Source organism: Polynucleobacter sp. MG-Unter2-18, assembly GCF_018687675.1.
Taxonomy (GTDB): Bacteria; Pseudomonadota; Gammaproteobacteria; order Burkholderiales; family Burkholderiaceae; genus Polynucleobacter.
This window is the reverse complement of record NZ_CP061302.1, coordinates 953,116-977,382: the sequence shown is the minus strand read 5'-3', so window position 1 is coordinate 977,382 and position 24,267 is coordinate 953,116. Positions and strand designations below refer to the sequence as shown.

The 24,267-nt window shown below is 46.8% G+C and carries 21 protein-coding genes and 1 tRNA gene; 4 read left to right on the top strand and 18 right to left on the bottom strand.

The features are described 5' to 3' along the window. Nucleotides 1-7: 7 nt before the first annotated feature. The 4 genes from tig to ispD all read right to left on the bottom strand — a co-directional run bounded on the left by tig (nucleotide 8) and on the right by ispD (nucleotide 2,858). On the bottom strand, nucleotides 8-1,345 hold the full coding sequence (gene tig, locus C2759_RS05175; protein WP_215356562.1) for a trigger factor: 1,338 nt from the start codon (nucleotides 1,343-1,345) through the stop codon (nucleotides 8-10). 57 nt (nucleotides 1,346-1,402) lie between these two features. After that, nucleotides 1,403-1,489 (bottom strand) — tRNA-Leu (locus C2759_RS05170). An 81-nt stretch (nucleotides 1,490-1,570) separates the two neighbouring features. Further along, entirely contained in the window at nucleotides 1,571-2,074 is a 504-nt protein-coding gene (gene ispF, locus C2759_RS05165) for a 2-C-methyl-D-erythritol 2,4-cyclodiphosphate synthase (RefSeq protein ID WP_215356561.1), read from the bottom strand. A gap of 25 nt (nucleotides 2,075-2,099) precedes the next feature. Beyond that, a complete protein-coding gene (ispD, locus tag C2759_RS05160) occupies nucleotides 2,100-2,858 on the bottom strand; it encodes a 2-C-methyl-D-erythritol 4-phosphate cytidylyltransferase (RefSeq protein ID WP_215356560.1) in 759 nt (252 codons plus the stop codon). Nucleotides 2,859-2,881: 23 nt separating this feature from the next. Here ispD and mfd point away from each other — a divergent pair, with 23 nt between their 5' ends. Both mfd and serB read left to right on the top strand, forming a co-directional pair. Further along, nucleotides 2,882-6,436, top strand: coding sequence for a transcription-repair coupling factor (mfd, locus tag C2759_RS05155; protein WP_215356559.1), 3,555 nt, complete (start codon nucleotides 2,882-2,884; stop codon nucleotides 6,434-6,436). A 20-nt stretch (nucleotides 6,437-6,456) separates the two neighbouring features. After that, a complete protein-coding gene (gene serB, locus C2759_RS05150) occupies nucleotides 6,457-7,347 on the top strand; it encodes a phosphoserine phosphatase SerB (RefSeq protein WP_215356558.1) in 891 nt (296 codons plus the stop codon). Here the strand turns inward: serB and C2759_RS05145 are convergent. The 7 genes from C2759_RS05145 to C2759_RS05115 all read right to left on the bottom strand — a co-directional run bounded on the left by C2759_RS05145 (nucleotide 7,344) and on the right by C2759_RS05115 (nucleotide 14,947). Beyond that, nucleotides 7,344-8,528: an acetyl-CoA C-acyltransferase family protein gene (locus tag C2759_RS05145; protein WP_046330162.1), complete on the bottom strand. Its 1,185-nt coding sequence runs from the start codon at nucleotides 8,526-8,528 to the stop codon at nucleotides 7,344-7,346. The genes serB and C2759_RS05145 overlap by 4 nt on opposite strands. A 79-nt stretch (nucleotides 8,529-8,607) precedes the next feature. Beyond that, nucleotides 8,608-9,966: a 30S ribosomal protein S12 methylthiotransferase RimO gene (gene rimO / locus C2759_RS05140; protein ID WP_215356557.1), complete on the bottom strand. Its 1,359-nt coding sequence runs from the start codon at nucleotides 9,964-9,966 to the stop codon at nucleotides 8,608-8,610. 2 nt (nucleotides 9,967-9,968) lie between these two features. Beyond that, on the bottom strand, nucleotides 9,969-10,529 hold the full coding sequence (gene phaR / locus C2759_RS05135) for a polyhydroxyalkanoate synthesis repressor PhaR (RefSeq protein ID WP_215356556.1): 561 nt from the start codon (nucleotides 10,527-10,529) through the stop codon (nucleotides 9,969-9,971). 116 nt (nucleotides 10,530-10,645) lie between these two features. Then, complete coding sequence (locus C2759_RS05130) at nucleotides 10,646-11,386, bottom strand: 3-ketoacyl-ACP reductase (RefSeq protein ID WP_215356555.1); 741 nt, start codon at nucleotides 11,384-11,386, stop codon at nucleotides 10,646-10,648. A 21-nt stretch (nucleotides 11,387-11,407) separates the two neighbouring features. Further along, nucleotides 11,408-13,042, bottom strand: a complete 1,635-nt coding sequence (phaC, locus tag C2759_RS05125; protein WP_215356554.1) for a class I poly(R)-hydroxyalkanoic acid synthase — start codon at nucleotides 13,040-13,042, stop codon at nucleotides 11,408-11,410. 101 nt (nucleotides 13,043-13,143) lie between these two features. Continuing rightward, nucleotides 13,144-13,923 carry a peptidoglycan editing factor PgeF gene (gene pgeF / locus C2759_RS05120; protein ID WP_215356553.1) on the bottom strand — a complete coding sequence of 260 codons (780 nt, stop codon included), beginning with the start codon at nucleotides 13,921-13,923 and terminating at the stop codon, nucleotides 13,144-13,146. Beyond that, complete coding sequence (locus C2759_RS05115; RefSeq protein WP_215356552.1) at nucleotides 13,904-14,947, bottom strand: RluA family pseudouridine synthase; 1,044 nt, start codon at nucleotides 14,945-14,947, stop codon at nucleotides 13,904-13,906. The genes pgeF and C2759_RS05115 overlap by 20 nt, the downstream gene beginning before the upstream one ends. A gap of 20 nt (nucleotides 14,948-14,967) precedes the next feature. Between C2759_RS05115 and C2759_RS05110 the strand changes: the two genes are divergently transcribed. Continuing rightward, nucleotides 14,968-15,840 carry an outer membrane protein assembly factor BamD gene (locus C2759_RS05110; protein WP_215356551.1) on the top strand — a complete coding sequence of 291 codons (873 nt, stop codon included), beginning with the start codon at nucleotides 14,968-14,970 and terminating at the stop codon, nucleotides 15,838-15,840. A gap of 21 nt (nucleotides 15,841-15,861) precedes the next feature. On the opposite strand, the gene alr is transcribed toward C2759_RS05110, so the two are convergent. Continuing rightward, complete coding sequence (gene alr / locus C2759_RS05105) at nucleotides 15,862-16,962, bottom strand: alanine racemase (RefSeq protein WP_215356666.1); 1,101 nt, start codon at nucleotides 16,960-16,962, stop codon at nucleotides 15,862-15,864. Between the two features lie 73 nt (nucleotides 16,963-17,035). Here alr and lplT point away from each other — a divergent pair, with 73 nt between their 5' ends. Next, complete coding sequence (gene lplT / locus C2759_RS05100; RefSeq protein ID WP_215356550.1) at nucleotides 17,036-18,355, top strand: lysophospholipid transporter LplT; 1,320 nt, start codon at nucleotides 17,036-17,038, stop codon at nucleotides 18,353-18,355. A 9-nt stretch (nucleotides 18,356-18,364) separates the two neighbouring features. On the opposite strand, the gene C2759_RS05095 is transcribed toward lplT, so the two are convergent. From C2759_RS05095 to C2759_RS05070, 6 genes are read right to left on the bottom strand one after another with little or no spacing between them, the layout of a single operon-like run. Beyond that, nucleotides 18,365-18,919 (bottom strand): hypothetical protein, encoded by a 555-nt coding sequence (locus tag C2759_RS05095; RefSeq protein WP_215356549.1) that lies wholly within the window; start codon nucleotides 18,917-18,919, stop codon nucleotides 18,365-18,367. A gap of 2 nt (nucleotides 18,920-18,921) precedes the next feature. Next, nucleotides 18,922-19,467: a ribosomal protein S18-alanine N-acetyltransferase gene (gene rimI, locus C2759_RS05090; RefSeq protein WP_215356548.1), complete on the bottom strand. Its 546-nt coding sequence runs from the start codon at nucleotides 19,465-19,467 to the stop codon at nucleotides 18,922-18,924. Continuing rightward, nucleotides 19,460-20,182: a tRNA (adenosine(37)-N6)-threonylcarbamoyltransferase complex dimerization subunit type 1 TsaB gene (gene tsaB, locus C2759_RS05085; protein ID WP_251367036.1), complete on the bottom strand. Its 723-nt coding sequence runs from the start codon at nucleotides 20,180-20,182 to the stop codon at nucleotides 19,460-19,462. Before tsaB ends, rimI begins: the two co-directional genes overlap by 8 nt. A gap of 18 nt (nucleotides 20,183-20,200) precedes the next feature. After that, nucleotides 20,201-20,665 carry a VOC family protein gene (locus tag C2759_RS05080; protein ID WP_215356547.1) on the bottom strand — a complete coding sequence of 155 codons (465 nt, stop codon included), beginning with the start codon at nucleotides 20,663-20,665 and terminating at the stop codon, nucleotides 20,201-20,203. A gap of 8 nt (nucleotides 20,666-20,673) precedes the next feature. Further along, entirely contained in the window at nucleotides 20,674-22,698 is a 2,025-nt protein-coding gene (gene accC / locus C2759_RS05075; protein WP_215356662.1) for an acetyl-CoA carboxylase biotin carboxylase subunit, read from the bottom strand. Nucleotides 22,699-22,725: 27 nt separating this feature from the next. Continuing rightward, nucleotides 22,726-24,258, bottom strand: coding sequence for an acyl-CoA carboxylase subunit beta (locus C2759_RS05070; protein ID WP_215356546.1), 1,533 nt, complete (start codon nucleotides 24,256-24,258; stop codon nucleotides 22,726-22,728). Nucleotides 24,259-24,267: the final 9 nt, after the last annotated feature.

The following is a 24,267-nucleotide window of genomic DNA, read 5'->3' as shown; positions in this document are numbered from 1 at the left end:
TATTGACTTAGTTAAGCTTGCTGAGTTCTTCGAAAGTAACTGCTTTGTCAATTACTTTAGCCTGAGAAGTGAAATACTTCATCACATTATCTTCAAGCACCAAGTTCTCAACATCTTTGAGGCGGTTAGGATTGCTGTAGAACCAACGCACTACTTCTTTTGGATCTTCGTAAGTAGCAGCCTGCTCATCAATCTCAGCTTTAATTTGATCTGCAGTAGCAGATAAATTCTGCTGCTTAACCAAGTCACTCAGAATCAAACCGAGGCGGACACGCTTCACGGCTTGCTCAGCAAACATCTCTGCTGGAATTGGCGCATCTTTTGCATTTGGAATGCCGCGCTGTATTAAGTCTTGACGTGCAGACTCAGCTAAGCGCTCTTGCTCTTGAGCAACTAAAGACTTGGGCACATCAAATTCGCAAATGCTGTTGAGCTTCTCCATTACTTCGCCTTTTAGTAGGGAAGTAATGCGACGCTTAGTTTCGCGATCTAAATTTTCTTTGACTTCTGAGCGCATCTTCGCAACGCCACCCTCGGTAACACCTAAGGACAATGCAAATGCGTCATCAACTACTGGCAAGTGCGCCCAATTCACTGACTTGACAGTGATCGTGAAATCAGCAGTTTTACCGGCAACATCTTTACCGTGGTAATCCGCTGGGAAGCTTAATAGGAAAGTCTTGCTTTCACCTGCTTTGAGACCTAAAGTAGCAGCTTCAAATTCTGGCAACATGCGGCCTTCGCCGAGCACGTATTCAAAGTTTTCTGCTTTGCCGCCTGCAAATTCGACGCCATCGATCTTGCCAACGAAGTCAATAACCACTTGGTCGCCAGCTTGCGCAGCGGTGTTTGCACCGCCATCACCATGATCACCGGCATCGCCACGTGGATGGTAATGTACTTGCTGCTTGCGCAACACATCGAGTGCACGATCAATCTCTGCATCCGAGATATCCGTTGTGTACTTAGTTACCTCTGCTTTAGTGATGTCGCCAATCTTTACTTCTGGCAAGACTTCAAAGTAAGCGTCAAACACGATCTTGTCTGCGTCTAATTCTGATTTAGGGTCGAGACGTGGTTGACCAGCCAATTGAATTTTTTCTTTTTGGGCTAAGTCATAAAAGAGTTCTTGAGCTTTATCAAACTGAAGTTCGAAATCGACCTGCATGCCGTATTGCTTTTCGACCATAGTCTTAGGCACTTTGCCTGGACGGAAGCCTGGGGCTTTCATGGTTTTACCCAATTTAGCCAAACGGTCTTCTCTTGCCTTCGCCAAATCGACGCGAGCGAACTCTAAGGTCACTTTGCGGTCTAACTGACCTAAATTTTCTATCTGCACAGCCATTCTCGTCTCTTAATTGAAAATCGGATTATGTGAAGCCCAAGCCAAGTAGCTATCTTGTGGTGCGAGGAGGGGGACTCGAACCCCCACACCATTGCTGGCGTCAGGACCTAAACCTGGTGCGTCTACCAATTTCGCCATCCTCGCGCGAATTCCGCAAACACTACCGAGCTGAAGCTTCACTCTAAAGACCACAATTCTACAATGCTTAGCGGTTTTGAAGGATATTTAGACCTTGTAGAGCAAAGCCACGGCATGAACTGCTATGCCCTCGCCTCTGCCAAGGTGCCCAAGAGATTCATTGGTTTTAGCCTTGAGGTTGACATGGCTGGGCGTCACCAGCAAATCTGCTGCAATATTGTGGACCATTTCCGGCAAGAAAGTGGCTAATTTAGGTTTTTGACAAATAATCGTTGCATCCACATTGCCCACGTGAAATCCAGCTGCTTGGATCTTTTGCAGAGCTGCTCTGAGCAAAATGCGGCTATCCATGTCCTTAAACTGTGGATCCGTATCTGGAAATAACTGCCCAATATCATTCAAGCCTGCAGCACCCAGTAAAGCATCCGTCAAAGCATGCAACAAGGCATCCGCATCAGAATGTCCCAGCAAGCCCTTTTCATTAGGAACATGGACCCCACCGAGAATCAGCTTACGACCCTCGACCAAGGCATGAACGTCGTAGCCTTGGCCAATGCGAAATTGAGGAATATGAGGTGTGCTGGATGTCATGGGCTTGTAAATACTCTCTTGACGATTAGTTTTTAGAGGTGCGCAAGAGGGTTTGCATCAAATCCCAATCTGCCGGGTGGGTTACTTTGAAATTACGAGTCGCACCCTCAATTAATAAGGGGGTTTTGCCAATCAGCTCCATGGCACTGGCCTCATCTGTAATATCCGCCTCCAAGCGAATGCCCTCTTCAATGGCATCGTGCAGCTGCTTTAAGCCAAACATCTGAGGTGTTTGGGCCTGCCATAGATGATCTCGGGATATTGTCTTCACAGACCGGCTGGGATTACCAGCAATCGCGGAGTTAGCATCAGCCATCTTGAGGGTGTCAGCTAGTGGCATTGCCAATAAGCCACCCTCGCCCGTTTGATTTACAGCAAGAATGAGTTTTTGAATGAGTTGAGGTGTGATTCCTGGTCTAGCAGCGTCGTGCACTAGAACCCAATCGCTCTCAGGAATACCTGCTTTGAGCATCTCTGCCAAAGTATTGAGGACGGTTTCTTGGCGGGTGGGTCCCCCGCTTGGAGTGAAGCGGATCGCTGGAGCTTTACTGGTAAGCGTGCCTAGGATGGGGTTATCGATAAAACTAGGGCTTACACCCACCCATATAGAGGCAATCTCAGGAGTCTGAACAAAAGCATCTAGGGCATAAGCTAGCATCGGCTTTCCTGCCAGCTCCTGAAACTGCTTTGGCAAAGCTCCGCCAAGCCGAGATCCCGTACCTGCCGTAGGCAACAGGGCATGACATTGAGCTAAAGATGGTGAAGATTGATTTCCAGCAGGCATACCTGATTCTATAATGAGCTTAGATGTCTGATGCATTAAAACTAGTACCCCCCATACCCGCACCCCGGGCTGGGCAGCGCTTTACCTTTTCAGGCCTAGTTGGCTCATCGGATGCTGCGCTCATCGCCCAATCTGCCATTCGATATCGCTCAGAGTTCTCAGTCATGGTCATTTTCTGTGCCCGGGCACAGGAGGCTCAGCGCCTTTTGGAAGAAATTCCCGCTTTTGCCCCGCAACTCAAAACACGCCTACTACCTGACTGGGAAATCCTACCGTACGACCATTTCTCGCCACACCAGGATTTGGTTTCAGAGCGCCTAGCAACTTTGTATGAATTGCTCAACGGCAGCTGCGACATTGTTCTGGTTCCCATTACTACAGCACTGCAAAGACTGGGCCCACCAAACTTTTTATCTGGTCACACCTTCTTTTTTAGACAGGGTGACAAGCTCAATGAAGTTGCACTGAAATTGCAGCTACAACAGGCCGGTTACGATCCCGTCAGCTCAGTAATGCGTCCTGGTGAATACAGCATCCGGGGTGGCTTGATTGATTTATTTCCAATGGGCTCTAGTCTGCCTTATCGCCTTGATCTTTTTGGTGATGAGATTGAGCAAATTAGAGCTTTTGATCCCGATACTCAGCGCAGTCTCTATCCAGTAAAAGAAGTTCGCTTATTACCAGGTCACGAATTTCCATTTGATGATGCTTCCCGTACGGCATTTCGTGGGCGATGGCGCGAAGTATTTGAAGGTGATCCAACGCGATGCTCGATTTATAAAGATGCCAACCTCGGAATTCCTAGTGCAGGCATTGAATCTTATCTACCGCTCTTTTTTGAAGAGTCATCGACAGTCTTTGATTACTTTCCCCGCTCAGGCGATCCCGTTTGGGCTGTGAGCATCGGCGATGTTGAAGAATCCATCAAGGGCTTTTGGAAAGATACCGTTTCCAGATACGAATTCTTAAAACATGATCTTGATCGCCCTATTCTTCCGCCAGCTGAATTATTTTTGGATGTAGATCAATTCTTTACTGCAGCTAAGCCATATGCGCGTTTGGCATTGAATAAAGAAGTGGATAAACAAGCCCAAGAGTCTCCGCAATTTTTAGCAGTTCCCGACCTATCTGTTCATCGGCGAGATACCGACCCCATCAATCGACTGCGCACTCTAGTTGCTCAAGAAAAAGTACGTGTACTCATTTGCAGCGATAGCAATGGTCGAAAAGAATCGATTCGCCAACTATTTGAAGAGAGCAATTCTGTAGCCGGTCAACATGGCAAACCACTCTATCCACTGAAGCCAGAAGGTTTTGAAGGCGTCTCCGATTTTATTAAAGGCGATGCTCTATTTGGTCTGGTAACAGCGCAACTGTTTAATGGTTTCACCTGGCCTGCTGAAAACTTGATCATCGTCACGGAGGCAGAGCTGTTTACAGCCACTGCTCGTCAAAGACGTAAGGGTAAGGAGAGTGAGAGTGCTGATCCAGACATGCTCTTTAAAGATTTATCTGAGCTCAAAATTGGTGATCCGGTTGTGCACTCTGATCATGGGATCGGTCGTTATCAAGGTTTGGTGCTTCTAAATTTAGCGCCGCCTAAGGAAGAGCCTATCTTTGAAGAGTTCTTGCACTTGGTATACGCCAAAGATGCCACTCTATACGTACCAGTACAACAACTGCAAATGGTGACCCGTTATGCAGGCTCTGATCCCGATTCAGCACCATTGCATCAGCTAGGCTCGGGCCAGTGGGATAAGGCAAGACGTAAGGCTGCCCAGCAAATACGCGACACCGCAGCTGAACTTTTAAATCTCTATGCCGCTAGAGCCATTCGTAAAGGTCACGCTTTTGAATTCTCAGCACATGATTACGCTGCATTTGCAGAAAGCTTTGGCTTTGAAGAAACTCCTGATCAAGCAAATGCCATTGCAGCAGTGATTGGGGATATGACTAGTGGTACACCGATGGATCGACTGGTATGCGGTGATGTAGGCTTTGGTAAAACAGAGGTTGCACTGCGCGCCAGTTTTGTTGCGGTCATGGGTGGTAAGCAAGTGGCCATCTTAGCGCCAACTACCCTACTTGCTGAACAACATGTTGCGACCTGGAAAGATCGCTTTGCCGATTGGCCTGTGCGCATCGTTGAGCTCTCCCGCTTTAAAACTACTAAAGAGATTAATGCTGCACTAGCAGCGATTGCCAAAGGTGAAGCCGACATTATTATCGGCACACATAAGCTGCTATCTAAAGAAACTCAGTTCGCTAATTTAGGCTTAGTGATTGTGGATGAGGAACATCGTTTTGGTGTTCGTCAAAAAGATGCACTGAAAGCATTACGTGCTGAAGTAGATATTCTGACTTTAACTGCCACCCCCATTCCACGAACACTTGGTATGGCGATGGAAGGTTTACGAGAGTTCTCTGTTATTGCTACTGCGCCCCAGAAGCGCTTAGCCATCAAAACCTTTGTGCGACGAGAAGGTGATGGCGTTATTCGTGAAGCGGTCCTGCGAGAAATTAAACGTGGTGGACAAGTCTACTTCCTGCATAACGAAGTCGACACCATTCAAAATCGTAAGCATGCCTTACAAGAACTGATTCCAGAAGCGCGCATTAGCGTAGCGCACGGTCAAATGCATGAACGTGAGTTGGAGTCGGTGATGCGTGATTTTGTGACCCAGCGTACTAATATCTTGTTATGCACCACCATCATTGAAACTGGTATTGATGTGCCTACCGCCAATACGATCATCATGCATCGTGCTGATAAGTTTGGTTTGGCGCAGCTACATCAATTACGTGGACGTGTTGGACGATCACATCATCAGGCCTACGCTTATTTACTGGTACCAGATCCTGAGGCACTGAGTAAGCAGGCGCAATTACGTTTAAATGCCATTCAAGCGATGGAAGAACTCGGTTCTGGTTTTTATTTAGCGATGCACGATTTAGAAATTCGGGGTGCTGGTGAAGTCCTAGGAGATAAGCAGTCTGGTGAGATTCATGAAATTGGATTTCAGCTTTATACCGAGATGCTCAATCGTGCAGTGAAATCTCTGCGCAGCGGTAAAGAGCCGGATCTCTTGTCACCACTCCAAGCAACAACTGATGTCAATTTAGGTGTACCAGCCCTCTTTCCAAATGACTATTGCCCAGATGTCCACGAGCGACTATCGATGTACAAGCGCTTTGCCGGTACAAACGACTTCTCTGAGTTGATGGGATTGCGTGAGGAACTAGTAGATCGCTATGGTGACTTACCTGATCAGGCCAAATCTCTTTATGAAACCCATCGCTTACGTCTGGAGATGACCCGCTTTGGTATCAAAAAGATTGACGCCAGCCCATTGTCCATTCAGATTCAGTTCATCCCCAATCCACCCATTGACCCGATGAAGATTATTCAACTGATTCAATCATCAAAATATATACAACTGAATGGCCAAGATAAATTAAAAATTCTCCCCCAAAAAGAGAAGGATTTTGAGAAACTAGAGCAACGCCTCGACCAAATTCGGAAAATTCTGAGAAGCTTAAATGCATCTGCCATGTTCAATACCGCTCAAGCCAATTAATTATTGATTGCTTACAACCCATGTCTAATCACCTCACACTTGTCGCCCTTGCTAACACTGCGATCCCTGCAGAATTACACATGGCATTGATCGAGCACGCAAAAGTCTTAGGCATTGCAATAACAAAGGAAGTTGTAGGGCATACGCACTCCAAATACTTCACTACCCGCTGGACTTGCTCCCAAGCCTTATTGCCTGAAGCAAGGGTCGCTATGCGAGATATTGCCGCAGCACACGACACCGATTTAGCTTTTCTTTCATCCGGATTTAAGTCGGATGAAGTGAAAGTGCTTGCCATGGACATGGACTCCACTCTCATCAACATTGAGTGCATTGATGAGATTGCCTACTTTACTGGTAAGAAAGCCGCTGTTTCAGAAATCACTGAGGCCACCATGCGTGGTGAAATTAAAGACTTTAAAGAAAGCTTGCGCAGACGTGTAGCTCTTTTAGCTGGTGTATCTGCTGATGTTCTGGATTCGGTCTACAAAGAACGTCTACGTCCCAACCCTGGTGCCGCTCAATTACTGGCTGGAGCAAATGCTCAAGGACTTTATACGCTGCTCGTTTCTGGCGGCTTTACCTTCTTTACTCATAAGCTTCAACAAGAGTTAGGCTTTAAACAAACCCAAGCCAATACCTTGGAAATCATCAATGGCAAACTAACAGGCAAGGTCATTGGCGATATCGTTGATGGTGCTGCTAAAAATGCCTATTTAGAACAAGCCTGTGTTCTGATGAATTGCCATAAAGAGAACTCCATCACTATGGGTGACGGATCCAACGATTTACCAATGATGCAAGGCTCAGGCATCAGTATTGCCTATAGAGCAAAACCGATTGTTAAAGAAAAAGCCGACGCGGCTTTTGACCGAGTCGGCTTGGATGCTGCCTTACTACTGATTGATTAAAGGCGCTCAAAAATAGTTGCGATACCCTGGCCGCCACCAATACACATGGTGACTAAAGCATATTTACCTTGAACCCGATGTAATTCATGGATGGCTTTAGTGGCAATCGCAGCACCAGAGCAACCAATTGGGTGGCCCAATGCAATCGCTCCACCATTGACGTTGGTCTTGGCTGGATCTAAGCCCAAACCTTTAGTCACTGCCAATGCCTGCGCAGCAAACGCTTCGTTAGATTCGATCACATCGATTTGATCTAATTTCAGGCCGGCGCGCTCAAGGGCAATCTTGGTTGCGGGGATTGGACCTTCACCCATGATGTGGTTAGGAACGCCAGCAATCGCATAAGAAACTAAACGAGCGATTGGCTTATGGCCAGCCTTCTTCGCCGCTTCCGCTTCAGCAAGCACAAAGAATGCTGCGCCATCATTAATACCGGATGCATTACCTGCAGTAACACTGCCACCCTCTTTTTTGAAGACCGCCTTCATCTTCCCTAAAGTTTCCATCGTGGTATCTGGCTTGCAGTGCTCGTCTGTGTCAAACACCACATCGCCCTTGCGAGTTTTGATGGTGATCGGAACAATTTGTGATTTGAAGCGACCTTCTTTAATGGCATGTGCTGCACGGCGATGGGACTCTACTGCAAGGGCATCTTGCTCTTCACGGGTGAGTTTCCACTTTTCAACCAAATTCTCAGCTGTTACGCCCATATGACCAACGCCAAATGGATCAGTCAAAACAGACACCATCAAGTCGATCATTTTGGTGTCGCCCATGCGAGCACCACTTCGCATTGCGGGTGAGCCATACATGCCACGTGACATCACCTCAACACCACCACCAACACCGTAGTCGCAGTCGCCCAACATGATGGCTTGGGCTGTGGTCACAATCGCTTGTAAGCCAGAGCTACATAAACGATTCAAAGCCATCGCTACAGATTCCATTGGCAAACCAGCCTGAATAGAAGCTACGCGAGCAACATAGGCGTAACGGTTATCAGTCGGAATCGTATTACCTACCGTGATGTAGTTAATTAATGCTGGATCTACTCCAGAGCGAGCAACAGCCTCTTTCATCACAATGCCGCCGAGCTCACTTGGCTCTAGGCTGCTGAGCGAACCATTGAAGGCGCCAATTGCAGAACGTACGGCACTTAAAACGACGACATCACGACTCATAACAATCCCCTTTGCGGTGCCTAATTAGGCGAAATAGCGGCCTCAATACGAGGCCAAAACACTAGTTTTATTCTAATAGTCAAGTTTCGGCTATTAGGTCATGCCCTTGGGAGTTAATCACCGTTACTTTGATGATTTCGCCAGCGCGATAGCGCTTGGATGGCTTGCTTGGAGGTAAAACCCTCACCAAGCCGTCGATTTCAGGGGCATCACCAATAGTTCGGCCCACTCCACCTGACTCATCCACTCGATCAATAATTACTTGAATACGCTTGCCTACTTTTTTAGCAAGTCGCTTAATGGAGATTTCCTCAGCTTTAGCCATAAAGCGAGCACGACGCTCTTCCCGCAATGCATCCGGAACTGGATTGTCCAAAGTATTGGCAGTCGCTCCATCCACCGGTGAATAGGCAAAACAACCGGCGCGATCAATCTGAGCCTCATCAAGGAAATTTAATAGGTGCAAAAACTCTTCCTCAGTCTCGCCAGGGAAGCCCGCAATAAAGGTGCTGCGAATGACGAGATCAGGGCAAGTAGCTCGCCATGCCTGAATGCGCTCTAAATTCTTTTCACCACTAGCTGGACGTTTCATCCGCTTCAGAACATCTGGATGCGAGTGTTGCAGGGGAATATCTAAATAAGGAAGTACGCCAAAACCGTGATCAGCAAACTCAGCCATTAAAGGCAGGACATCATCGACATGTGGGTATGGATAGACATAATGCAAACGCACCCAAGCTTGATGCTCCCTTGCAATTTGATTTAAAGCATTGACCAAATCAAACATTCGCGTCTTAACAGGTTTGCCATCCCAAAAACCAGTGCGATATTGAATATCAACGCCATAGGCACTCGTATCTTGCGAGACAACTAGCAACTCCTTGACGCCTGACTCAAATAGTTTTTTTGCCTCAAGCAAGACTTCACCAATGGGACGTGAAACTAGATCGCCACGCATGCTTGGGATAATGCAGAAAGTGCAGCGATGATTGCAACCCTCGGATATCTTTAAGTACGCATAATGTTTTGGTGTGAGCTTGACGCCAATCGGTGGCAGCAAATCCGTAAAAGGATCATGCGGCTTTGGGAGATGTAAATGAATGGCTTGCATTACCTCTTGGGTAGCATGTGGCCCAGTCACAGCAAGGACTTTGGGGTGAATGCTCTGAATGAGATCGCTACCGTCTGCATTCTTGCGGGCGCCTAAGCAACCCGTCACAATCACCTTACCATTCTTAGACAAGGCTTCACCAATCGCGGCTAGACTTTCCTCTACCGCAGAATCAATAAAGCCACAGGTGTTCACAACCACCAGATCGGCACCAGAATAATCTTTAGCGGTCTCATAACCTTCAGCGCTGAGTTGCGTGAGGATGAGTTCAGAATCAACTAGCGCCTTAGGGCAGCCTAAGGAAACAAAACCAACTTTACCTGCCACGACTATTCTTTTTCTGTCTTATTAGGCTGTCCAGGAAACGGAAAGCTACTAAACATATTCGGGGAGTTTTGCATTTGCTCTTGCATCTTCACAAAAAGATCTTTGCTTTGCTCCAGATAGTTCCCCATGAGACCTTGCATCATTGGGTTTTGAAGATTCATCATTTTTGCCCAAGCCTCAGGTGTGCTGCCAGCGCCTAAGCCCTCAGTTTGATCACCCAATTTATTGTGAATATCCACAAAAGATTGCATGGTTTTTTCAAGATAGCTACCCATCAAACCTTGCATGGAATTTCCGTAAAAGCGAATAATTTGAGAAAGCATTTGAGTTGAAAAAACTGGAGCTCCGCCAGCCTCTTCTTCCAGAATAATTTGTAGCAAGATATTGCGAGTTAAGTCATCTTCAGTTTTTGCATCCACAACACTAAAAGCATCACCGGCCATCACTAAATTTTTAATATCAGCCAACGTAACATAGGCGCTGGTTTGGGTGTCATATAAACGACGATTGGGATACTTCTTAATTAAGCGGCTATCGCCAGCTTTTTTAGAACGTGTGGCCATGTAGTTTTTTCCTAACTCTTGGTACTGCAATGCAACATCGGCATAGTTTATCTCTAGTTTGAGCTAAAGGTAAATATGCCGATGAGGAGACCACAAAAACTCAGTTTTGATGAGATTTAGCCCGTATGCAGACCGCCATTCAAGGAGAAATCAGCGCCAGTAGCGTAGCCGCCGTCAGCAGAGGCAATCCAACAGCAGATCGAAGCGATCTCCTCGGGAGTGCCTAAGCGCTTCACTGGAACACCGGCAACAATCTTTTCAAGCACATCTTCACGAATAGCCTTGACCATATCGGTGCCGATATAGCCTGGGGAAACCGTATTCACTGTGACGCCTTTAGAGGCCAACTCTTGTGATAAAGCCATCGTGAATCCATGTAAACCCGCTTTTGCTGTCGAATAGTTCGATTGACCAAACTGACCTTTTTGACCATTAACAGAAGAGATATTAATAATGCGACCCCACCCGTTATCAGCCATGCCATCGACCACTTGTTTGGTGACATTGAATAAAGAATTGAGATTGGTATCAATCACCGCTTTCCATTGATCTGGGGTCATTTTGCGGAAAACACTGTCTTTAGTAATTCCAGCGTTATTCACCAAAACATCGACACGCCCTACTTCAGCTTTGACTTTATCGAATGCAGCAACCGTACTATCCCAGTCGGAAACATTACCTTCAGAAGCAATAAAGTCATAACCCAAAGCTTTTTGTTCGCCAATCCAGCGATCTTTGCGTGGGGAATTCGGGCCACAACCAGCGATGACCTTAAAGCCATCCTTGGCAAGACGCTGACATATAGCCGTACCAATGCCACCCATACCACCCGTTACATATGCAATCTTTTGAGACATGTATTTCCCCTTATGAAAATATTATTGAGCAGCTGTGGATATTTTTTCTTTCACGTACTTGCCAGGCGCTGCTTCTAGTTTTTTGTAGCGTGCATTACCAAATGTCTTGCTAGCCTTTACTTTTTTGCCACCAAACTCTTCTAACCATTTTGCGTAGTTGGGCCACCAACTACCCTTGATGTCTTTTGCTGCAGCCAACCACTCATCCGCAGTCTTGGCTAATTTATTGTTCTCAAAATAATGACGCTTATTCTTTGCCGGGGGATTGATCACGCCAGCAATGTGTCCAGAGGCACCCAAAACAAATCGATTTTTGCCCTTCAATATATGAGTAGATTCGTAAGCAGATTTCCAGGGAACGATGTGATCATCATGCGATGCATAGATATAGGCTGGCACAGTAATCTTACCTAGATCAACTTTTTCACCGCAGACTGTGAGCTTGCTAGGTTTGATTAATTCATTTTGCAAATAGGTATGACGCAAATACCAACAGTACATTGGGCCGGGCAGATTAGTGGAGTCACCATTCCAATAGAGCAAATCAAATGGCGGCGGCGAATTACCTTTTAAGTAATTCTCCACAACATAGTTCCAGACTAGGTCATTTGGGCGCAAGAAGGAAAAGGTGTTGCCTAAATCTAAGCCAGACATCATTCCAAATTGACCGCCTTCACCACCAATGGTGCCCTCACGTAACTTCACCATACCTTCATCGATGAACACATCTAGGATGCCGCTATCACTAAAATCCAACAAGGTCGTGAGCAAAGTTAAGCTGGCGACGTAATTCTTCTTCCGAGCTGCTAATACTGCCAAGGCAGTAGAAGTTAAAGTGCCGCCGACACAAAAACCGAGTACGTTAATTTGATCTGTGCCGCCAATATCCTTGACAACTTCTATTGCTTTAATGACGCCATCACCTACGTAGTCATCCCAGGTCACTTTAGACATTGAAGCATCTGGATTTTTCCAGGAGACTAAGAAAACGGTGTGACCTTGCTCAACCATGTAACGTACGACCGAGTTATCTGGTTGCAAATCCAAAATGTAGTACTTATTAATGCAAGGTGGCACCATTAAGTATGGGCGCTCATAAACCGTTTCGGTTAGCGGCGTGTACTGAATTAATTCAAAGAGATCATTGCGAAATACTACTTGACCTGAAGTTGTTGCAATATTCTTGCCGACTTCAAAAGCACTTTCATCCGTCTGAGAAACTTTCCCCTTTTTTAGGTCGCCAAGCAAATTCACAATTCCATTTTGTATGGACTGACCTTGCGAGCTAATAATGTTTTCAAGCACTTCAGGATTGGTTGCAATAAAGTTTGATGGTGATAAAGCATCAATCATTTGCTCTGTAGTGAACAAAATCTTAGTTTTGGTTTTTTCATCCGCATCAACCGCTTTAGCAAGCGCAAGCAAATGTTTTGAGTTCAGCAAATAGGTTACCGCAATCATCTTGCTCCATGAGGAATGCCACGCCTTGCCGGAGAAGCGACGATCTTTTACCTCGACGGCCTCAGGATTGGTTGCAAGATGAGAGAACTCAGCGAAGTATTCTTTCTGAATTTCCGCCAAGCGTTCTGGAGGAATTAACGCCATATGGTGTGGGGCCAATGATGGCGCTACACCGGTATTCATGCCTGCAAACATAATGATCTCGTAAAGTTGTTGAGACCATTCTCCATCTATCGGGCTGCTAGGGTTATACGCACTAACCCTAGCCCTAGAGCTAAGCTGGTAATAACCCCAACTTAAGACTTATCTGAAATCCAGATGAGCGAGGCAAAGCGTCCCGTGACTTTATCCCGGCGATATGAAAAGAAGCGCTCCGGATCATTCACGGTACAAAACTCACCGCCATCGATTTGCTTTATACCTAGTATATTTAAACGATCTCTTGCTAATAAATAGAGGTCGGCCAAGTACTTCCCGGAACTCTCGGGAATAGGAGTAAAGGCTTTGGAGAGTATGTCTTGGCCCTGAGGAGCAAAGGCTTGCAAGACATCATCGCCCACTTCAAATGCGCTAGGCCCAATTGCTGGACCCATCCATGCGCTGATATCGCTTATCGCGAGGCCTGGAGATAGTGCGACCATTTCTGCGATGGTGTTTTCCAGAATACCGCCGCTCAAGCCACGCCAACCGGCATGAGCCGCCCCAATCACATCACCACTCCTGCTGGCAAATAAAACGGGCATGCAATCCGCAGTCAGAATGGCTAGCACCTCATTTGGAATATTGGTGACAGAAGCGTCTGCCTCAAATGCCCCATTAGTCAGAGCCCTCCTCGAGGTCGGGGTGCTTACTATGACGCTATGAGTCTGTTTGAGCCAAAGTGGTTCGGCAGGAAGCTCTGACCTCAGGATGCAGCGGTTTTGAAGAACATCTACTGAATCGTCGCCCGCGTTCAGTCCAAGGTTCAGACTATTAAATGGTGACTGACTTAGGCCACCTTGTCGGGTAGTACAAAAAGCCTGAATTGGCGCCGACACGGTCCAGCTTGGTTCAATCTTATTGAGCGCGTTGATCATTTTTAATGGAGGCCATTAGAGCCTCTTCTTTTGGCAAGTCGGCTTCAGTCATTCCTACCAAGGGCAGCAAATCAATCAAATCTTGGGGAGGCAATCTAAACCAGGTCATGATTTCCTGGGTTGCCGGATGCTGCAGACTTAAGGCATAAGCATGCAAAGCCTGGCGGTTAAAAGGCAGTGATTTAGCCACTCCAGGAGTCCTCTTACGGTAAACCGGATCACCTAAAAGAGGGAAGCCCAAAGACTCTAAATGAACCCGAATTTGATGAGTGCGGCCAGTCTCTAAGCGGCACTCCAGCAAAGCAACTGAACTTTCTGTAAAGCTCCCTTTAGCCAAGCGCCGAAATAAGGTGGCAGCAGGCTTACCTTGAGCAGAACCAGCAGCCATTTTGAGTCGATCGCGTTGATCTCGACCCACGGTCGCCAGCACCTTGCCCTGAGAAGGGGCATCACCCCACACCCACGATAGGTAACGCCTTCCCACTGTTCGCTCTTGAAGTTGCCTTACCAGTGAGGTTTGGGCTATATCTGTTCTAGCAACCACCATTAATCCAGAGGTGTCTTTGTCTAGGCGATGGACAATTCCCGCTCTTGGAAGCTGCTTTAGCTCCGGATAGTGATAAAGCAAGGCATTCAATAAGGTTCCCGTCCAATTACCAGCAGCAGGATGCACCACGAGTCCAGCAGGTTTATTGACCACAATAATAGAGTCATCTTCATAGACAACATCTAGCGCAATATTTTCAGGGGAAAAAGCGAACTGTTCAGGCATTTCTTGTGGGAATACCTTAATACTCTCGCTCCCACGCAGTAAATGACGCACTTTGGTGACTTTTCCATCGACTGTTACCGCCCCAGCCTCAACCCAGGATTTGAGTCGATTACGGGAATAATCCGGCAAAGCGCTACCAAGAAACTTATCCAAACGCTCACCATTGACCTCAGGGGGAACTTCTAGGGCTATGAAATCCTCATCATCGATATAATCAATGGGATTCGAATCGGGAGTATGCGGCAATGCCACGCTTAAAGAGCCTTTTAGTTATGTCGGACGTTATTACAGACGCCAGTTTAAGGCTTGCTGCTACCCTTGGGTCATCTTCCAGAAAATCCTTTATTTCTTTACTGGTTAGCGCTAGCACTGCTTTTCTTGTGCTCAGTGGATGCGCGGGTAGCGATGGCCAAAAGGATGACACTGATATTTGGTCAGAAACCAAACTGTATTCCGAAGCCAATGAGAAACTGAAAGATGCGGACTATGCAAAGTGCGGCAAGTACTTTGAAAAGCTAGAAGGTCGCTTCCCATTTGGACCCTATTCTCAACAGGCGCAAATTAATGCTGCTTTCTGTTACTGGAAAGCGCAAGAGCAAGCCCAAGCCCAAGTTGCTATCGATCGATTTATCAAGCTGCATCAAGGCAGTCCTAATTTAGATTACGGCTACTACTTGAAGGGCTTAATCAGCTTTAATGATGATTTAGGTTGGCTCGGTAAATTTACAGGGCAGGATTTGAGTGAGCGCGATCCAAAGGCGGCCAAAGAAGCTTTTGAATCTTTCAAGGTGGTTGTAGAGCGTTTTCCTGATAGTAAATATGCGCCCGACTCTTTAGATCGGATGCGCTACATCGTCAACTCCTTAGCGGAGGCAGATGTGATTGTGGCTCGCTTCTACTATCAACGCGGCGCCTACTTAGCTTCCGCCAATCGAGCTCAGTTGGTGATTCGAGATTATGATCGCGCTCCAGCCGTTGAAGAAGCGCTCTACTTGCTGACAAAGTCTTACGAGAAGCTCGGCATGACTGATCTGAGCAACGATGCAGCACGTGTCTTTAAGCTAAATTTCCCCGACAGCCAAATGATGGTCACCGGTCAACGCGTTCAAAAAGAGCGTCGCTGGTGGCAGATCTGGAATAAGTAAGAATCAATCAAGCCGGCAGCCTTACTCAGTAAGCACCGGCACCCTTTGCGCTAATGCGCAAATCAGTTCATAACCGATGGTGCCGCTCATTTGAGCCACATCATCGACTGGAACCTCATTACCCCAAAGCTCCACCACACTGCCTATTTTGGCATTAGGAGCTTCACGTAAATCGATAGTCAACATGTCCATGGAGACCCTTCCAACAATCGGGCAAATCACACCATCGCCCTGAGCATCAGCGGCATCAACCCACACTGGCGTGCCATCTTCCGCATGACGTGGATATCCGTCAGCATAGCCACCAGCGATCACACCAATACGCATATCTTCTGGAGCCTCATAGCGGCCACCGTAACCTACAAAATCGCCTTTTTTTAGGTTTTGGATATCGATAATTTCACTACGCAAACTCATCACAGCTTGAAATTCAGAGCGAACGATATCGGCATGCACCCCAGTTGGTGAAACACCGTAGAGCAGAATGCCTGGACGGATCCAGTCTCCCAAAGCATTGCGATGCCAAAGGATCGCAGCAGAATTCGCCAAAGAAGATGGCGCCTCTAGCCCTTCGGTCGCTTTATTGAAGCACTCCATTTGCTCGCCAACCGATGGTGAACCCTCAACCTGGTCTGCATTGGCAAAGTGGGTCATGTGATGCAGATGGTATCCGGCAGCATGTAAACGATGAAAGGCAGTTCGGTATTCCTCTGGCCTGAAACCAAGGCGGTTCATTCCAGAATTGAGCTTCAGAAAGATATTGATTGGATGACCTGAATGGTTTTTAAGGCTTTCAAGCCATACGACCTGCTTCTCGCTATGAACCACCAGGTCACATCGCAGCTGGATTACCCGTTCAAGCTCCTGCTCACTAAAAAGACCCTCTAAAAGAAGGATGCGACCCTCCCAACCGCGGTCTCTTAACCACTGTGCATCTGCAAGATCTAGCAAGGCAAAGCCATCGGTAGATTCCAAGCCCTTAAACGCAGCTTCTAGGCTGTGGCCATAGGCTTTTGCCTTCACAACAGACCAGATTTTAGATTCCGGGGCAAGCTCCCGAATACGACCTAAATTATGTCGAAAGGCATCAGTGTGTATAGTTGCCACAATAGGCCTACTAATAAAGCGGTTAGCAGACAGACTCATTTACACCCTCCTTTCATGTTTTAATTACTTTAATGACTAGATTGTACGAATGAACCGTAGTTTTTACATCATTATGGCGGCGCAATTTTTTTCGTCGCTTGCTGATAACGCATTGCTGATCGCAGCAATCGCCCTATTGGTCCAGCTTAGCGCTCCGGCCTGGATGACGCCTTTACTCAAATTATTCTTCGTTCTCTCTTATGTGTTGCTGGCAGCCTTTGTGGGGGCCTTTGCGGACTCCCGCCCAAAGGGCAATGTCATGTTCATCACTAATACGATTAAATTTGTCGGTTGTGTAGTCATGCTATTTGGAAGCCATCCCTTGTTAGCCTATGCGATTGTAGGTTTGGGTGCAGCTGCCTACTCTCCTGCCAAATACGGCATCCTCACTGAATTACTCCCACCTGAAAAGCTGGTAGCAGCCAATGGCTGGATCGAGGGTCTTACGGTAGGCTCCATCATCATGGGTACAGTTCTTGGCGGAGTCTTGATCAGCAAATCGGTATCTGAAAGTCTCCTCAGATTTGACGTGCCCATCCTAGAAACTGGCATCGATACCGCAGCGGAGTCCGCCATCATGATCATCATGATGATTTATGTTTTGGCAGCACTCATCAATTTACGCATCCCCGATACTGGGGCTCGCTACGAGTCGCAAAAGACCAATCCAATCGAGTTAATAAAAGATTTTTCTATCTGCTTTAAGACGCTTTGGGCTGATCGTCTTGGCCAAATTTCATTGGCGGTTACAACTCTGTTTTGGGGGGCTGGTGCCACTTTGCAATTTATTGTGATTAAGTGGGCTCAGGTAGCCCTTCATATGACCCTATCCCAAGGCGCCATTCTCCAAGCAATATCTGCATTTGGAGTTGCCGGAGGGGCTGTATATGCTGCTTGGCGAATACCTCTTAGAAGTTCACTCAAGGTTCTGCCTTACGGCATTGCCATGGGTTTAGTCGTTTGCGTCATGGCCATCTATAACTCAGATATGTTGCCTAATATTACAGTCTTGACTGTCGGCAAGTTTGAGCTTTCGCTCAAATTAGTACCAGCGTACTTCTTATTGATTTTGGTGGGCTGGTTAGCGGGCTACTTTGTAGTGCCTATGAATGCCCTCCTTCAGCATCGTGGGCATGTGTTGATGTCTGCCGGTCACTCTATTGCAGTTCAAAACTTTAATGAAAATATTTCTGTTTTGATGATGCTGCTAATTTACTCCGGATTGATTTGGTTGGATGTTCCAATTCAGGCGGTCATTATTGGCTTTGGCGTAGTAGTGAGCGCGATCATGTGGCTAGTCATTAAACGTCACGCTGCCAACCAAGCTGAATACGACTCCATGCATTTAATTGGTGAACACAAGCACTAAGCCCAAGGCTTAGATATTTTGTAACACTGATTTAGCAAGCAGTAGATCTTGCCAGAATAGCGCCTTATCCTTTGGTCTTGAAAGCAATTGATTTAATTCAAAAGTAGCTATCAGCGGCAGATCCTCCGCACCGTCAGCATTAATTGCTAAGACAGTCTCTCGAAGCTCTGGCAACCCATCACGTTCACCCGATAATTTTTGTGCCGCAGCACCACCAAACGCTAGGGCAACTATGGGTGTTCCATCTTGTGGCAATTGCTCGGGATTGAATTTGTCCGCAGGATTTTTCCAAGACCACTCTTGTGGCGTTAAACCGAGAACCCGAATGGTGTTCTGAAACAGAATTTCAGCATCACCCTGAGGTTTATTGCCAAAAAACCACCATATTCCAGACGATCTACGCTCTTGCACCCGTGCAACTACAGGCAATTCAGAGGTAACCCCACCAAGCTGATTATTACTCACCTCGGCAGCAAGAATCGTTTGAGCAAGTTCAGGGGCGGCATCGCGCGATGTCCACTCGGTGATACCCATTTCTTTAAGAAAGCTTGAATTTGTACTCATATTCATGCCTCAAGCTTAATCGATTTAGCCAAAACTAGCGCATCTTCACGTAAGCCATTGGCAGCATCCACTGGGTAATAATTTTTTCGCAAACCAATCTGCTCATACCCGAGACTTTGATAGAGCTGAAGGGCTGCTACGTTGCTGGGCCGAACTTCTAAAATAATTCGGGGCATATTTTGTTGGGCAGCGACGCCCTCAATCGCATTCATCATTTTTACGCCGATACCCAAGCGACGTAATTTTGGTGAAACCGTAATATTCAGAAGATGTAACTCATCCACAGCTGGAAATAGGATGCAATAGGCCCAAAGAATATCTGGGTCTAAATAACTACCTTTTACTGGATCTGCTAATTGGGGTCTCACACAATAAGCCCAATGACCTGCAGCCAATGAGTCTGAAAAATTACCTTTAGTCCATGGATGAATATGCGAAACAGATTCGATAGCAATCACGGAATCTAAATCTGCAGCAGCCATAGGCAGAAAAGAAAGCTCTGAAATACCTTCAGTATTCGATTGCGCAGAGTGAAGGCTATCAACCATGCTGTTGACTACGCTCCGCATAGGTCAGCGCTACCTTATTGCGTATATATAAGGGCTCTAATAGGTGAACATCTTGTTGCAGACCCTTACTCCACATATCTTTGGCGCAAGCTAAAACACCTAAGGCATTGACCCCGATACTTGAATCAAGATGAGTGCTAGAAAATGGGCTGGGAGCACTAGTAAAGAGACAATCACCAAACTCCGTAATTGCACTACCCGCTAAAAAATCAATCTGCAAGAGCTCGACTCCCTCTGGAGCGGTCAGATGAATATCACCCTGGCGCTGAGGCAATAGAGTTGATCCCAGTTGATAGCTGGCCCAGTAAACCTCTTGCATTCGAGCATCAACAGCAATGACAAAAGACTGGGCTCCAGAGGTAATAAATGCAGAAGTTTGAACTAGTTGGCTGGCAATGGCATCTAGGCTAGCAACTGGAATTACCGGCAAGCGAGCTGCTGTTGCCAAACCCTGAACAGCAGCAACCCCAAGACGGACACCTGTAAAGGCTCCAGGCCCGATTCCTATTGCAATGGCATCGAGGTCGGCAAGTTCAATTGAGGCTTCAGATAACAACTCTTGTACCCAAGGCAGCAAAAGTTGACTGGCGCCAGCTGACACATTTTGGTGGCGAACTATTGGCGCAGCATCGTTTAAAGATAAAGCCACCGAACACCAAGCTGATGAGGTGTCGATGGCCAATATATGGGTCAATTGGGACTCTCTAGTTATTTAAGAACTCAGACCCGCAATGATATCTGGCGGCGCTTGAACAAGCTCAATCAACACACCCTCACCGCAAAATGGAAACTCTTCATTACCTTTGGGATGAACAAAAGTAATGTCATAGCCAGCTGCACCCTTGCGTATCCCACCAGGAGCAAAACGAAGACCTTGTGCAGATAACCATTCGACAGCCCTAGGAAGATCATCAACCCATAAACCAATGTGATTAAGTGGTGTTTGATGAACAGCTGGCTTCTTTTCAATATCAAATGGTTGCATCAAATCCACTTCAATCTCGTGAGCCCCTTTACCGATAGCGCAAATATCTTCATCTACGTTCTCACGCTCAGATACAAAAGTACTCTTGTACTCAAAGCCCAATAAGTCAACCCAAAGCTTGCGTAGACGATCCTTATCTTCGCCGCCAATAGCAATCTGCTGAATCCCTAATATCTTGAATGGTTTAGTCATGACTGGCCTTATTCAAAGCGAATGATCAACTGATCGACGGCCAAACTTTCACCAATATTGGCGCATATTTCAGCAACTACACCATCCTGAGCAGCAACCAGCGTGTTCTCCATCTTCATTGCTTCAATTGCAGCCAATTTCTGCCCAGCTGTAACAGCCTCGCCAACTTTGACGGAAATATTAGTCAACAGACCTGGCATTGGTGACATGACTAATTTGGAAGTGTCTGGCGGAACTTTCTTCAGCATACGGCGCTGAAGTTCAGCACCTAATGGGCTTAAGACCATACACTCGTAATGCGCACCGTCTAAAACGAGGGTGTATTTCACATCATTACGCTCTACCTGTGCAGTGATTTTATGAGTGCCATTGATTGTTGCATGCAAGCAAATTTGTCCTGGGCGCCAATCGCTAACGATGTTGTAACGACTAACATCGCTTTCCTCTTCAACATAAACCGAATAGACGCCATCCTTTAGATCAACACGAACAGGGACTTCTTGCATTACATCATGTGATCCGACGCGTGATCCTGTAACCACTACAAATTTCTTAGCAATGGTCATCTCATGACCTGCCAACTGACCATCAATCATTTTGATATGCTCAAGGTAGCGATAACGCATAAATGCCGCTAGGGCTGCCAAACGCTGAGAGTCCGAAGGTTGTACAGAATCCTTTTTGAATCCATCAGGGTACTCTTCAGCAATAAAGCCGGTAGTAAAGTCGCCAGATACAAAGCGTGGGTGCTGCAATAAAGCTGCTTGAAAAGGAATGTTTGAGTGGATGCCGCGAATGACAAAGTCATTGAGCGCAGCGCGCATTTTTTCAATTGCCTCAGTACGATCCTTGCCATGCACAATCAATTTGGCAATCATGGAGTCGTAATACATCGGGATTTCACCGCCCTCATAAACGCCTGTATCTACCCGCACACCATCTAGCTCTGCTGGTGGGCGGTATTTGACTAGTCGGCCTGTTGAGGGCAAGAAGTTACGAAATGGATCATCTGCGTTAATACGGCACTCCATCGACCAACCATCGAGCTTAATATCTTCCTGCTTGAATGCTAGCTTTTCACCAGCAGCCACACGAATCATCTGCTCGACTAAATCAAGACCAGTAATACCTTCAGTCACTGGGTGCTCAACTTGTAAACGGGTATTCATCTCAAGGAAGTAAAAGGACTTATCTTTACCTACTACGAACTCTACGGTACCAGCTGATTGATAGTTAACTGCCTTTGCTAAAGCAACGGCTTGCTCGCCCATGGCCTTGCGGGTTGCGGGATCAATAAATGGAGACGGCGCCTCTTCAATCACCTTTTGATGACGTCGCTGAATCGAGCAATCACGCTCACCGAGATACACGATATTGCCATGTGCATCGCCCAGCACCTGAATCTCGATATGACGAGGGCCTTCAACAAATTTTTCAATAAAGACACGATCATCGCCGAAGCTATTAAGAGCTTCAGTACGGCAGGCTGTAAATCCCTCGAAAGCCTCTTTGTCGTTAAAGGCAACACGTAAACCTTTGCCGCCACCGCCTGCAGACGCCTTAATCATGACGGGATAACCAATACCCTGAGCAATCTTGACAGCATCTTCCGCTTTTTCAATCGCTTCATTAAATCCGGGAATCGTATTAACCTTGGCCTCTAAGGCAAGCTTCTTGGAAGCAATCTTGTCACCCATTGCTGCGATAGATTGATGCTTGGGGCCAATAAAAATAATCCCCTCTTCCTCACAACGACGTGCAAATTGCTCGTTCTCCGATAAGAAACCGTAGCCAGGGTGAACCGCTTCGGCGCCTGTCTCTTTACAGGCCTGAATAATACGATCCATCACTAGATAAGATTCACGTGAAGGTGCAGGCCCGATACAAACCGCTTCATCAGCCATCTGAACATGACGTGCTTCTTTATCAGCTTCAGAGTAGACAGCAACTGTCTTAATGCCCATCTTTTTAGCGGTTTTCATCACACGGCAAGCAATCTCGCCGCGGTTAGCAATCAAAATTTTCTTAAACATTTTCGTAGTCATGATTATTTCGGCGCCTTAAAGAGGAATATTGCCGTGTTTGCGCGATGGATTGGTGAGCACCTTATCCTTGAGCATTGCCAAAGACCTTGAGATACGCTTACGTGTCTCATGGGGTAGGATCACATCATCGATATAGCCACGACGACCAGCTACAAATGGATTGGCAAACTTAGCCTTGTACTCTGCTTCCCGAGCCGCAATTTTTGCCGGGTCAGATTTTTCTTCGCGGAAAATAATTTCAACAGCCCCTTTTGGGCCCATCACGGCAATTTCAGCTGACGGCCAAGCAAAGTTCACATCACCACGCAAGTGTTTAGAGGCCATCACGTCATAGGCTCCACCATAAGCCTTGCGAGTGATTAGCGTGACCTTAGGAACGGTGCAATCCGCATAAGCGTAAAGCAACTTGGCACCATGCTTAATAATGCCGCCATATTCTTGAGATGTACCTGGCATAAATCCTGGTACATCAACTAGGGTCACTACCGGAATATTGAAAGCGTCGCAAAAGCGAACAAAACGTGCAGCCTTGATAGAGGCTTTGATATCTAAGCAGCCAGCTAAAACCAAAGGCTGGTTAGCGACGATGCCAATCGAGCGACCTTCCATGCGCGCAAAACCGATCAAGATATTTTTAGCGTAATCTGGCTGGAGCTCAAAGAACTCACCATCATCGACAATTTTTCCAATCAACTCTTTCATATCGTAAGGTTGATTAGGGTTGCTTGGCACCAAGGTATCGAGCGAGTAATCAGGCTCTTCGGTACGCTGCGCCCCATTAATCATGGGCGGCTTTTCACGATTAGATAATGGAAGATAGTTAAAGAAGCGACGAAGCATCATGATGGCATCAACATCATTATCAAAGGCGAGGTCGCAAACCCCTGAAATAGTCGAGTGAGTTATTGCGCCACCAAGCTCTTCAGCAGTGACATCCTCGTGCGTCACCGTCTTCACGACTTCTGGGCCCGTCACAAACATATAAGAACTGTCCTTCACCATAAAGATGAAGTCTGTGAGTGCGGGTGAGTAAACAGCGCCGCCCGCTGATGGGCCCATGATCAAGGAGATCTGTGGAATTACGCCCGAAGCGGTGACATTGCGCTGGAAAATTTCAGCATAGCCACCTAAGGAAGCAACGCCCTCTTGAATACGTGCGCCACCAGAATCATTTAAACCGATTACAGGTGCGCCTACTTTGAGTGCCTGATCCATGATCTTGCAAATTTTCTCGGCATGGGCCTCAGAAAGCGAGCCGCCCAGCACGGTAAAGTCCTGTGAAAATACAAAGACTAAGCGACCATTGATCATGCCGTAGCCTGTAACGACGCCATCACCGGGAACGGTCTGATCAGCCATACCAAAGTCATGACAACGATGCTCAACAAACATATCCCACTCTTCAAAGGTGCCGGCATCAAGCAAGAGCTCAATACGCTCGCGTGCAGTTAACTTACCTTTGGAGTGTTGAGCAGCAATACGCTTTTGCCCACCACCTAATCTGGCGAGCTCACGCTTTGCTTCTAGCTGTTGAATGATTTCTTTCATAACTATTCC

Bases quoted from the DNA above. Each gene is read 5' to 3' on its own strand.
- C2759_RS05070 (WP_215356546.1), bottom strand. From the start codon at position 24,258: ATGAAAGAAATCATTCAACAGCTAGAAGCAAAGCGTGAGCTCGCCAGA.
- phaC (WP_215356554.1), bottom strand. From the start codon at position 13,042: ATGTTTGCAGGCATGAATACCGGTGTAGCGCCATCATTGGCCCCACAC.
- phaR (WP_215356556.1), bottom strand. From the start codon at position 10,529: ATGGCCACACGTTCTAAAAAAGCTGGCGATAGCCGCTTAATTAAGAAG.
- C2759_RS05110 (WP_215356551.1), top strand. From the start codon at position 14,968: ATGTCGGACGTTATTACAGACGCCAGTTTAAGGCTTGCTGCTACCCTT.
- serB (WP_215356558.1), top strand. From the start codon at position 6,457: ATGTCTAATCACCTCACACTTGTCGCCCTTGCTAACACTGCGATCCCT.
- lplT (WP_215356550.1), top strand. From the start codon at position 17,036: ATGAACCGTAGTTTTTACATCATTATGGCGGCGCAATTTTTTTCGTCG.
- ispD (WP_215356560.1), bottom strand. From the start codon at position 2,858: ATGCCTGCTGGAAATCAATCTTCACCATCTTTAGCTCAATGTCATGCC.
- C2759_RS05145 (WP_046330162.1), bottom strand. From the start codon at position 8,528: ATGAGTCGTGATGTCGTCGTTTTAAGTGCCGTACGTTCTGCAATTGGC.
- C2759_RS05080 (WP_215356547.1), bottom strand. From the start codon at position 20,665: ATGACTAAACCATTCAAGATATTAGGGATTCAGCAGATTGCTATTGGC.
- C2759_RS05095 (WP_215356549.1), bottom strand. From the start codon at position 18,919: ATGAGTACAAATTCAAGCTTTCTTAAAGAAATGGGTATCACCGAGTGG.
- rimI (WP_215356548.1), bottom strand. From the start codon at position 19,467: ATGGTTGATAGCCTTCACTCTGCGCAATCGAATACTGAAGGTATTTCA.
- mfd (WP_215356559.1), top strand. From the start codon at position 2,882: ATGTCTGATGCATTAAAACTAGTACCCCCCATACCCGCACCCCGGGCT.
- accC (WP_215356662.1), bottom strand. From the start codon at position 22,698: ATGTTTAAGAAAATTTTGATTGCTAACCGCGGCGAGATTGCTTGCCGT.
- pgeF (WP_215356553.1), bottom strand. From the start codon at position 13,923: ATGATCAACGCGCTCAATAAGATTGAACCAAGCTGGACCGTGTCGGCG.
- C2759_RS05130 (WP_215356555.1), bottom strand. From the start codon at position 11,386: ATGTCTCAAAAGATTGCATATGTAACGGGTGGTATGGGTGGCATTGGT.
- tig (WP_215356562.1), bottom strand. From the start codon at position 1,345: ATGGCTGTGCAGATAGAAAATTTAGGTCAGTTAGACCGCAAAGTGACC.
- ispF (WP_215356561.1), bottom strand. From the start codon at position 2,074: ATGACATCCAGCACACCTCATATTCCTCAATTTCGCATTGGCCAAGGC.